This window comes from Moritella sp. (genome assembly GCF_033791185.1).
Classification (GTDB): domain Bacteria; phylum Pseudomonadota; class Gammaproteobacteria; order Enterobacterales; family Moritellaceae; genus Moritella.
In genome coordinates this window covers 1-7,988 of record NZ_JASJHF010000099.1, presented here as the reverse complement: position 1 = coordinate 7,988, position 7,988 = coordinate 1, and the positions used below count along the sequence as shown (strand labels likewise).

5 protein-coding genes are annotated in these 7,988 nt (G+C 45.1%); all 5 read right to left on the bottom strand.

What is annotated here, in order from left to right:
- Positions 1 to 119 precede the first annotated feature (119 nt).
- The 5 genes from QNK26_RS06180 to hutI all read right to left on the bottom strand — a co-directional run bounded on the left by QNK26_RS06180 (position 120) and on the right by hutI (position 7,814).
- The gene (locus QNK26_RS06180; protein ID WP_319221574.1) at positions 120 to 1,712 is read right to left on the bottom strand and encodes a BCCT family transporter; all 1,593 of its coding nucleotides are present in this window, start codon (positions 1,710 to 1,712) and stop codon (positions 120 to 122) included.
- Between the two features lie 513 nt (positions 1,713 to 2,225).
- A complete protein-coding gene (hutH, locus tag QNK26_RS06175) occupies positions 2,226 to 3,758 on the bottom strand; it encodes a histidine ammonia-lyase (protein ID WP_319221573.1) in 1,533 nt (510 codons plus the stop codon).
- A 14-nt stretch (positions 3,759 to 3,772) separates the two neighbouring features.
- The gene (gene hutU, locus QNK26_RS06170; protein ID WP_319221571.1) at positions 3,773 to 5,473 is read right to left on the bottom strand and encodes a urocanate hydratase; all 1,701 of its coding nucleotides are present in this window, start codon (positions 5,471 to 5,473) and stop codon (positions 3,773 to 3,775) included.
- Positions 5,474 to 5,509: 36 nt separating this feature from the next.
- On the bottom strand, positions 5,510 to 6,610 hold the full coding sequence (gene hutG, locus QNK26_RS06165) for a formimidoylglutamase (protein ID WP_319221569.1): 1,101 nt from the start codon (positions 6,608 to 6,610) through the stop codon (positions 5,510 to 5,512).
- Positions 6,603 to 7,814 carry an imidazolonepropionase gene (gene hutI, locus QNK26_RS06160; RefSeq protein ID WP_319221567.1) on the bottom strand — a complete coding sequence of 404 codons (1,212 nt, stop codon included), beginning with the start codon at positions 7,812 to 7,814 and terminating at the stop codon, positions 6,603 to 6,605. Before hutI ends, hutG begins: the two co-directional genes overlap by 8 nt.
- Positions 7,815 to 7,988: the final 174 nt, after the last annotated feature.

The following is a 7,988-nucleotide window of genomic DNA, read 5'->3' as shown; positions in this document are numbered from 1 at the left end:
GATTAGAGATTAGAGATTAGAGATTAGAAAGCAGAGATTAGAAAGCAGAGAGTTGGGTAAATCGAAAGTCAGCCTCATGGTAATAGACAGTGTCCATTATCGTGAGGCTGATTTATTTGTTATGCTTGCTGTAGTGCTTCTTCGGCACGCAGCGCATCTTGTGCTTCGGTCATCTTCATTGCGGCAATCGGTCCTGCGACCAAAGTTGCTGCAACTAAAAATGATACTGGTACGGCAGTGATTACAATGAACGATTGCAGTGCATTTAAGCCACCGTCACCCGCTAGTAATAATGCTGCAGCAACACAACCCATGATCACAGCCCAGAAAAAACGCTGTTTACGATCAGGTTCATTATCACCAGATACCACCATAGCAATAGAATAAGCCATCGAGTCGCCAGTCGTCACAACGAAAGTTGTTGTTAATACTAGGAATGCAGGTAATAAGATCTCGCTTAATGGTAACTGCTCCAGTGATGCTAATAATACCGCAGGTAAACCTGCATCAGCGAGAGGACCCGAAATGATTCCTGGAGTTTGTAGCTCTAAGAATATCCCTGTACCACCAAGTACTGAGAACCAAAAGTTAGTTACAATCGGTGCCCCAACAGCCACTGCGAGTACCAGTTCTCGAATCGTACGGCCTTCTGAAATACGCGCAATGAAAATAGCCATCATAGGTGCAAAGCCAATGAACCAGCCCCAGAAGAACCAAGTCCACCAAACATTCCAACCAGGATTGTCGTTAGTGACACTCATCGTTGGCATATCTTGCAAGTAAGTCCCAAAAGCACGTCCAAATTGTTCAAAAATGAACTGGGTAGGACCTAATATTAAAATGGCTAATAACAATGCAAATGCACCGATAACGTTCAGGCGGCTTAGCCACTGTAAACCTTTATCCATGCCTGACGCTGCTGAGATTGCGGAAATAGCAACAACCACAGTAAGAATCGCCAGCTGAGAATTCATGTCATTTTTAAGGCCGGTTAGCACTTCTAGGCTATAGCCCATTTGTGATGCTAAAAAGCCGATTGGACCAATGGTTCCGGCTGCGACGGCTATAATTGAGCAAGCATCGATAACAGCGCCAAACCAATGGTTTTCTAAACGGTTACCAACAAGCGGGAACAGCAATGCTCGTGGTCGAAGCTTGATTCCGTGATTATGGTGAGCATACATAAGCACAATTGTTGCTAATGTACCCAGTACTGACCATGCAAGGAATCCCCAATGCAAGAAGCTTTGGCTTAGTGCTGGAACGATAGCATCAACAGTTGATCCGGTAATTTCTGGATAACTTGCTGACGGGGTAATGAAATGGTAAATCGGTTCTGCTGCTGACCAGAAAACACCACCACCAGCTAATAGCGTACACATGATCATCGCTAACCAGCGAAATGTGCCTATTGTCGGTTTAGCTATCTTCCCCATACGTGTTTTACCGTATCGGCTTGCTGCGATGCACAATGCAACAGCGAAATTCGCAACCATTAACCATTGCCAAAAGTAGCCAAATTGTTCGGCAGCTGATGAGAATAATTCTTGGATTAATGCTGTGAAACGAGGGAGGTCAATGATCGCAGCCAATAAGAATAAGCTAATGAAGCCAATTGTTAGTACTGGAACCAATTTATCGTCAATATGACGTTTTGAGGTCTTCGATATTATGGGTAGTTCTTCGCCAATCTGGCATGCATTTATTTGCATAAAATTCTCACTTAGGGTGTGAGGGGCGAAATAATACCAGCATTTATATTATTATCTAGTTATATATTCCGCTATTTATCGCTTCAGTGGTGTGTTTGGCTGCTTCATCGTGTTTTTTAGATATTTAAATTTTCTTTAATATTAGTGGTTTACCCTTTCCAGTACCCTATAGGTGATAGTGTGATATTTATCACGTTTTTAACTCTGTTTTTTGTGGTCACTTATTAACCAGTTATACGATTGAGGCGTAGTGCTGAGATATACATGCTGAGCAAAGTGTAATTTGTATTCCACTTGTCACAATTACGTTACATTAATATACTTAGTGATCTAATTATTATTTTGGTGAGCTTAGCCCCATGACAGGCAACTGAGTCAGATGGTAAAACGTTAGGCGGTATTAATAACAATAGGCTTAATGATTAAATGGCTGGATGTATATAAAGGGTAATATACATCAACCCAGCCGACTATTTTTAAGTAAACTCTTTTTTAAAGTAAATCTTCGTCAATTTAAAAACTTGGTAGCATTGCCGCATCGACTAATTTGTTATGGGCGGCTTCTAGAATAAGTTGATTCGCGTTGGCTATATCGGGAGCAAAGTAGCGATCTTTATCGTAGAAATCGACGCGCTCACGTAATTCCGCTTTGGCTTGTTCAACTAATGGTGATGATTTTAGTGGCGCTCTAAAATCAAGTCCTTGCGCAGCCGCCAACAATTCAACAGCCAAGATACCACGGGTATTTTCCGCCATATCTTTTAAGCGACGACCGGCGAAGGTTGCCATCGACACATGGTCCTCTTGATTGGCAGAGGTTGGTAAGCTATCAACACAAGCGGGGTGTGCTAAAGATTTATTCTCACTGGCTAAGGCTGCAGATGTTACCTGCGCAATCATGAAACCTGAGTTTACGCCGCCATTATCAACTAAGAACGGCGGTAATTTACTCAAGCTATTATCAATAAGTAACGCCATGCGACGTTCTGACAAACTGCCAATCTCTGCAATTGCGAGGGCAAGGTTATCACTGGCCATGGCAATAGGCTCTGCATGGAAGTTACCTGCTGAAATAATGTCACCATCATCAGCAAATACCAGTGGGTTATCGGATACTGAGTTTGCTTCTACTTCGAATATATCGGCAGAATTACGGATCTGCTGTAAACATGCGCCCATTACTTGTGGCTGACAACGCAATGAATAAGGGTCTTGGACTTTTTCACAGGCGGTATGTGAGTCGCCTAGTTCACTACTAAAGCCAAGAATATGACGATACATCGTGGCTGAATCCATTTGGCCGCGATGACCACGCACGCGGTGCACGCGAGGATCGAATGGACGACGACTGCCTAATGCCGCTTCAACAGTCATTGCACCACATAACGTCGCGGATGCAAACAAATCTTCAGCGGCAAACAAACCTTCAAGACCAAACGCGGTTGATGCTTGCGTACCGTTTAACAGCGCCAACCCTTCTTTTGGTGCTAGGGTTATTTTCTGCATACCAGCAATCGCTAATGCTGCTTCACCCGTAATGACTTTACCTTGATGACGGGCTTCACCCTCACCGAGTAATACGGTACTCATGTGAGCAAGGGGGGCAAGATCGCCTGATGCGCCAACAGAGCCTTTTTTCGGTACACAGGGATATACTTCAGCGTTAACTAATTGCATTAATGCTTCAATAACCAATAAGCGGATACCAGAGAAGCCACGCGCTAGGCTGTTAATTTTCAGCACCATCATCATGCGCACAGTTTCGTCGTTCATGAACTCGCCGATGCCAGCTGCATGGGACAATACGATACTGCGTTGCAGCGTTTCTAGATCTTCAGGGGCAATACGGGTGTTGGCCAATAAACCGAAACCGGTATTGATGCCGTAAGCGACACGGTTTTCAGCGATTACGTCGTTAACGACTTTAGTGCTGGCATGGATATCTTCAAAGCAGCTAGGGTCGAGTGATACTTGCACGGGTGAACGGCTGATTTGACGAAGTTGTGCCAGTGTCAGTAACCCTGGTTTAATTGTTAGTTGGTACATGTTGTTCTCCAAGGCTATTTATTAGGATTACTATTATTACGAGAGGTATCAAGCATAGGTAGATCTAAGTTTTGCTCTTTGGCGCACGTTTTGGCAAGGTCATAACCCGCATCAGCGTGACGCATAACGCCTGTGGCTGGATCGTTACGCAGTACACGACTAATACGTTGATGCGCATCATCACTACCGTCACAAAGTACGACCATACCGGAATGTTGAGAGAAACCCATGCCAACGCCGCCGCCATGATGCAGTGAAACCCAAGTTGCACCACTGGCTGTATTAAGCAGGGCGTTTAACAGTGGCCAATCCGATACGGCATCTGAACCATCCATCATGCCTTCGGTTTCGCGGTTAGGACTGGCAACTGAGCCTGAATCAAGGTGATCACGACCAATCACAATCGGTGCTTTTAGCTCGCCATTTTTAACCATTTCGTTGAAGGCTAAACCCAGACGTTGACGGTCTTTTAAACCAACCCAACAAATACGCGCTGGTAAACCTTGGAACTGAATACGCTCGCGCGCCATGTCTAGCCAGTTATGCAGTTGTGGATTATCTGGGATCAGTTCTTTTACTTTCTGATCGGTTTTGTAGATATCTTCTGGATCGCCTGACAGTGCTACCCAACGGAAAGGACCAATGCCTTCACAAAATAAAGGACGTATATAAGCAGGAACGAAACCGGGGAAATCAAACGCATTCTCTACGCCTTCTTCCATGGCCATTTGGCGAATGTTATTACCGTAATCAACGGTTGCTGAACCTGCTTTTTGTAGATCTAACATAGCTTGAACTTGAATGGCCATTGACTGTTTCGCGGCTTTCACGACGGCTGCTTCATCTTCTTTACGCATTGCTGCTGCATGCGCCATTGTCCAACCTTGTGGTAAGTAACCATTCAGTGGGTCGTGGGCAGATGTTTGGTCGGTAGTACAATCGGGCACCACGCCGCGTTTAACTAATTCTGGGAAGATATCAGCGGCATTACCTAATAAGCCAATAGAAGTTGGTTTGCCTGTTTTGATTGCATCATCAAGTAGCGCTAATGCTTCATCCAGTGTCGTGGCTTTCTTATCAACATAACCTGTGCGTAAACGGTAATCGATACGCGATTCATCACATTCAACGGCGATCATAGAAAAACCAGCCATAGTCGCAGCAAGAGGTTGTGCGCCGCCCATGCCGCCTAAGCCACCGGTTAATACCCAACGGCCTTGGGCTTGACCATCAAAATGCTGTTTCGCCATGGCAACGAATGTTTCGTAAGTACCTTGGACAATGCCCTGAGAACCAATGTAGATCCAAGAACCAGCGGTCATTTGTCCGTACATCATCAAGCCGGCTTTATCTAGCTTGTTGAAGTGTTCCCAGTTAGCCCAATGTGGTACTAGATTTGAGTTAGCAATTAATACCCGTGGTGCGTTGCTGTGGGTTTGGAATACGCCGACCGGCTTACCTGATTGTACTAATAGGGTTTCATTATCTTCTAAACGTTTAAGTACTTCGACTATTTTGTCGTAACATTCCCAATCACGCGCCGCTCGGCCTATGCCACCGTAAACCACCAATGAATGCGGATGTTCGGCAACATCAGGATGCAGGTTGTTCATTAACATGCGTAATGGCGCTTCGGTTTGCCACGACTTGGTGTTGAGCTTTGTACCGTGCGGGGCAATGATAGTACGAGATGTATCTAAACGTTTATCAGTCATTGGGATTTCCTTTTCAGTTAAACTGTCATGTATTCGTTAATTTGAGAGCATCGCGCGGGAGATATCCCACGTTAGTCGCGCTGCAAGTCTTGCTGTTTGATTGTCGATATCGAAATTAGGGTTGTATTCGGCCAGATCTGCCACTAATAATTTGGCTTGGCCAGCGCCATTTTTAGCGTTAAAGATGGGTTGTAATAAAGCTTCGACACTTTCAAGGGATATGCCTCGCGCTGCTGGGGCGCTGACACCGGGCGCTGTGCATGCCGAGAACACATCAATATCGATGGTCAAGTAGAGATAATCGACCTTATCTATAAATGTATTTAGCTCACTGATTCGTTCTGCAAGCAGATAAGAGGCCAGTTGGTGGTCTTCGCGATAATGTACGCCGAGCTCATCGGCTAAGGTAAACAGCGCTTGAGTATTGCTGGCGCGACTTACACCAAGGCAGGCGTAGTTAAACTCCCAACCTAATTGTTGGCAGTGTTTGGCTATTTGATTAAAGGGCGTGCCAGAGCTGGTCGGGAATGCTTTATCGTCTGTTGAATAGGTGCGTAAATCAAAATGGGCATCGAAGTTGATAATGCCAATTTTAGGTTTGCTTACGTTCGAGCATTCAAAATGCTGATGAACTGTTTGTAAGTGCCGAGAAAGTCCTTGGAATGTGCCCCAAGCGATCTCGTGTCCGCCACCTAATACGATGACTTTTTTCTGTTTGTTCAATGCGGCTTCAACATGTTTAGCCAGTTCTTGTTGGCTACGGGCTAAATCAGTATCGTTACAATAGATATTGCCGCCATCAATAAAGGTTGATGTGTTAGTGCTTTCATTAGTCGTCATCGCAGCTGGATTGTCATGATGCCACGCCATATTGGCTAACGCTTTACGGATCACATCCGGTGCTTGTACTGCGCCCACGCGACCTTTATTACGCTTAACGCCTTCGTCACACGCGAAACCAAGTAGCACAACACCATCTTTGCAGTCTGTTTCAAGCAGTTCGTCTTTATCTGCTACGAGCACCTTCTGATGAAAACGCATACCAGCTTGGCCGTCTTCAGCGTCAATACGACCTTGCCAGATGTCGGCTTTGGTCGTTTCGTAATTGCTTGTTGTCGGATTAACAGCCTTAGTCATGACAAAGCGCTCCATTTAAGATGCGTGCGTGTAGTCTTGGTGTGCCGATTTCATATGCTAACTGTGCAGGGTGGTCGATATCCCAGATTGCTAAATCAGCATCGTATCCGACTTTAATTTGGCCGCGAGAGTCTTGTAACCCTAATGCGCGGGCAGCATGGCAAGTTACGCCTCGCAGTGCTTCTTCGGGCGTTAATCTAAATAAGGTACAGCCCATATTCATCATCATAGTTAATGAGGCGATAGGCGAGGTGCCTGGATTGAAATCGGTTGCTAATGCCATTGGCACGTTATGTTGACGCAACAATTCAATTGGCGGTAACTGGGTTTCTCTTAAAAAGTAGAATGCGCCAGGTAATAAGGTCGCGACTGTGCCATGCTGAGCCAGTGATTTCACGCCTTGCTCGTCAAGGTATTCGATATGATCAACCGAGGTCGCACCCATTTTTGCAGCCAGTTCGCTACCACCTAGATTGCTTAATTGTTCGGTGTGACCTTTGATGCTGAGTCCGTATGACAAGGCCGTTTCAAATACGGCTTTGGTTTGCGCTAAGTTAAAACCAATACCTTCACAAAACACATCAACTGCATCGACTAACTTGGCGTCAACCGCAGCGGGTATGATCTCGTCACACACGTAACGGATGTAGCTATCGGCATCGCCTTTATATTCTGGTGGTACGGCATGTGCTGCGAGTAGTGTGGTGGATACTTTGATGTTGGCGTGTTGCTCTAATTGTTTGGCTGCACGTAACATTTTCAATTCGTCTTCAAGGGTTAGCCCATAGCCTGATTTGATTTCAATCGTTGTGACACCGTCCGCGGTCAGTGCTGAGAGGCGCTTAATCGCAAGTTCGACTAACTCTGCTTCTGTTGCGGCGCGAGTGGCGTTAACGGTAGAAAGAATGCCGCCACCTTGTTTCGCGATTGTTTCATACGGCACGCCTGTTAAGCGTTGCTCAAATTCTTTAGCGCGGTTACCTGCAAATACCAGATGGGTATGGCTGTCGATAAGACCCGGAGTGATAAGGCGGTTTTGACAATCGATAACGTCAGTGAAAGCGGCTGTTGGACATTGTTGCATTGCACCAATTTCGACGATCTTACCGTGCGCCATTGCAATGTAACAATGAGGTTGGGTTTGGTAATCGGAATCACTTTGATCCATAGATACAATTGTTGTATTGGTTAGCAATAAACTCATCTGTCACTCACGTTGTTAGGTTTAAATATAAACTGCATTATCGATCTTTATTCAAACAAGATTAAATGTATATACAATTAAATAGACAATTTAAGGATTCAGCGCAAGTTCTAAATAGACTTGTTGTTATCTAGTTGTGTTTTTGTTAATTTTAGAATGGTTTTTTATGATGTA